At 70.8% G+C, this 3547-nt stretch carries 3 protein-coding genes; all 3 read right to left on the bottom strand.

Annotated elements, in window-relative coordinates; genetic code table 11:
- On the bottom strand, positions 1-1031 hold a 1031-nt coding region (locus G6017_RS13535; protein ID WP_241731550.1), incomplete at its 3' end, for a DNA translocase FtsK 4TM domain-containing protein.
- 60 nt (positions 1032-1091) lie between these two features.
- Positions 1092-1748 (bottom strand): TIGR03085 family metal-binding protein, encoded by a 657-nt coding sequence (locus tag G6017_RS13530; protein WP_182617816.1) that lies wholly within the window; start codon positions 1746-1748, stop codon positions 1092-1094.
- Positions 1749-1753: 5 nt separating this feature from the next.
- Positions 1754-3547 (bottom strand): ribonuclease J (locus G6017_RS13525; RefSeq protein ID WP_277817776.1); only part of this gene is annotated, 1794 nt, incomplete at its 5' end.

Genomic DNA, 3547 nt, shown 5'->3' with positions numbered 1-3547 from the left:
TCCGGCCCGTCGGCCGGGTCCGCCGACGCCCCTGCGGCCGCCGGCATCTCGACCGTCTCCCCGGTGGTCGGGGTGTCCGACCAGGCGGCCACCCGGCGGCGAGCCGGACGTCTCGGTGCGGTCCGCTCCCGGTCGACCGGTGTCCCGGTCTCGGCGATCGGGTAGGCGGTGGTGGCGTCCGGGTCGTCCCAGTCCGCTGCGGGGTCCTCGTGGTCGACCATGTCCCCGCTCCCGTCCCAGCCGAAGAATCCGCGCACGATGCCGGGGATCTCCCTCGCCGGGCGTCCCACCAGCACCAGCACTCCGAACGCCACGAGCAACACGAGGAGCGGGACGGCGACGAAGACGGACAGACCCGCCTCGAGCGTGCCCCCGACGATCCTCCCGAGGACGCCGGCTCCCCCACGGACCCCCTCCGGGTCCGAGGGCGACCCTGATCCCAGATGCCAGAGACCCAGCACACCCAGTGAGGTCACGGTGGTCCCGACCACCCACCTGGACTGGACGTCGGGTCGTGGCTCCCGCGCCATCACGAGGACGCCCCAGACCCCGAGCAGCAACGGCAGGAGGGCACCCGGCGTCCCCACCACGGTGCGGATCCCGGTGTCGAACCACTCCCCCACCGGCCCCGCCGCACCGAACCACACCGCTCCCGCGAAGACGATCGCGATGCCGACGAGGATCAACCCGAGCCCGTCACGACGGTGCGGTGGTGCCACGCGCTCGTCGTCGGTTCCGCCTCGCAGCCCGCGCACCCCGTGACCGACCCCCTTCGCCACACCCGACCACCCGCCACGCAGACCGCGCCCGACGGCACCGAAGGCACCGGACGTCCGCTCCGGAGGTGGGGTGACCGCGCGGGAACCGCCGCGGGTGCCCGACTTCGGGGTGGAGACGACGGCGCCGCGACGGGAACCGCCTGACCGTGACGACGACGAGGTGGACGCGGTGGATCGCTGTGCGCCGGACTTCGAGGCCGGGCGTCGTCCACCGGGGGCACGGGTGGATCGCGTGTTCGAGCTGGGTGCCATGGGGGTCACTCTATCTTCTCGGACCCCATTGGTAACAGCAGCCACACGGGCCGGGGTCGGTCAGAAGCCCCTCGGTACCGCCCGGACCGCGTCGATGCCCCCATGGGCTCCGGAGATGTCCACGTCCACCGCGTCCCTGCCGAACGCCCACAGGATCAACTCGACGGGGGCGGCCGTCACACTGACCATCGGGGCCAACGCGGCGCCCGTGGACACCGCACCGGACTTGGTCAACGTGATCCCCGGTGGGGTGCGCAGGTCGACCCGGGCGGACACCCGACGGAGGAACGTCCTGGCCACCGTGGTGCCCAGCGCCCAGATGCGATCGAGGTCCTCGACGTCGAACTCCCGCGTCGTCCATTCGCCACCGGCCCGGCGGACGTCCTCGTGGTGGACGAGGTACTCCGCGGCGTTGGCCAGCCGGTCTGCGTAGCGGAGCGGCGAGTACCACGGCGCACCCGCCGCGATCTTCTCGAGCAGTTCGTCCCACGGACGCTCGGCCTCACGGAGGCGCAGTTCCTCCATCCGCGAGGCGAGCGCCGGCAGGACGATTCCCGCGGCGGCGTCGGGGCGTGCCTCCCGCACGACCAGGTGCGCCGCGAGATCCCGGGTCGTCCACCCGGCGCACAGCGTCGGTGCCTCCGGCCCGGCGGCGCGCATCGTCTCGACGAGAGCGCTGCGCTCCCGCTGCGCCAGTGTCCGCCGGTCGGGGTTCACCGGACTCAGTCCTGCGCTGCCACGGAGGTGATGACGGTGGGCACGATCATGGGCTTGCGACGCCACTTGTCGGAGACCCAGGTGCCCACGGTGCGGCGGACCGCCTGCGCGAGTCGGTAGGGGTCGGTCTCACCCTCCCCTGCCAGGTCCCACAGTGCGTTCTCGACCAGCTCGACGACCGGCGCCAACGCGCCCGGCTCGTCGGTGAATCCCTTGGCGATGATCTGGGGCTTGCTCACCGGTCGACCGGTGCGGGGGTCCACCACCACCGTGGCGACGATGAAGCCGTCCTCGGACAGCGCGGTGCGGTCCGCCAGCACGGTGTCGCCGACGTCGCCGGTGGACAGACCGTCCACGTACAGGTGGCCGACCGGGATCTGACCGACGGTGGTCGCCTTGCCGTCGACGAGGTCCACCACGACGCCGTTCTGTGCGAGCACCACGTTCTCCGCCGGCACGCCGGTCGCGACCGCCAGGGCCCGGTTGGCCCGCAGGTGCCGCCACTCTCCGTGGACGGGCATGGCGTTCTTCGGCCGAACGGCGTTGTAGACGAAGAGCAGCTCGCCCGCGTCCCCGTGTCCGGAGACGTGGATGTTGGCATCGCGGCTGGTCACCACGTTCACGCCCATCTGGGACAGACTGTTCTGCACGCTGAAGACCGGCTCCTCGTTGCCCGGGACGATCGACGAGGAGAACAGGACGGTGTCGCCCTCGGAGAGGTTGATCTGCCGGTGCTCGCGGCGGGCCATCCGGGACAACCCGGCCATCGACTCCCCCTGGGTCCCGGTGGTCATCACGAGGACCTTCTCGGAGGGGAGCTTCGCCGCGGCGTCCATGTCGATCAGAACGCCCTTCGGGTCCGTGAGCAGACCCAGTTCGAGCGCGATCTCCATGTTCCGGATCATGGACCGACCGGTGAGCGCGACCTTCCGGCCGCAGGCCTCGGCGGCCGCGATGACGGACTGCACGCGGTAGACGTTGGAGGCGAAGCAGGCCACCACGACGAGTCTGCGGGCGTCGCTGATGAGCCGCTGGAGAGCGGGGCCGACCTCGGACTCCGAGCGGCTGACTCCCGGGGTGGTGGCGTTGGTGGAGTCCAACAGCAGCAGGTCGATACCCTCGTCGCCGAACCGCGCCATCTTGGCCAGGTCGGTGGGCCGCTTGTCGGTGGGAAGCTGGTCGAGCTTGATGTCGCCCGACATCATCACGGAGTTGCCGCCCGCACGGACGACAACGCCCAGGCACTCGGGGATCGAGTGGTTGACGTCGAAGTAGCGGACCTCGAACGGGCCGAACGAACTCACGCTCGACTCGTCGACCTGCTGGAAGACCGGCTTGATCCGGTGCTCCCGGCACTTGGCCGCCACCAGGGCCAGGGTGAACCTGGATCCCACGACAGGGATGTTCGGGCGCAGTTTGAGAAGGAACGGGATCGCACCGATGTGGTCCTCGTGGGCGTGCGTGAGAACGAGCGCCTCGACCTGGTCGAGTCGGTCCTCGATGTGACCGAAGTCCGGGAGGATCAGGTCGACTCCGGGCTCCGTCGAACTCGGGAACAGGACACCGCAGTCCACGATCAGAAGCTTCGAGTCGTACTCGAAGGTCATCATGTTGCGGCCGATCTCCGTGATCCCGCCGAGCGCGACCAGACGCATCGCACCCTTGCGCGGCTTGGGCGGGCTGGGCAGCCGGACCGTCATGTCCCCGCCCTGCATGGTCTTGACGCCGCCGAACTCGGCGGTGGAGGTGGTCCCGTTACCACGGCCGCGGCCCCGGCCACCACGGCCACGGCCGCCGCC

It is taken from the genome of Dietzia sp. B44, from assembly GCF_014145245.1.
GTDB lineage: Bacteria > Actinomycetota > Actinomycetes > Mycobacteriales > Mycobacteriaceae > Dietzia > Dietzia natronolimnaea.
Note: the sequence above shows the minus strand (reverse complement) of the source record. Positions and strands in the feature narration are given on the sequence as shown.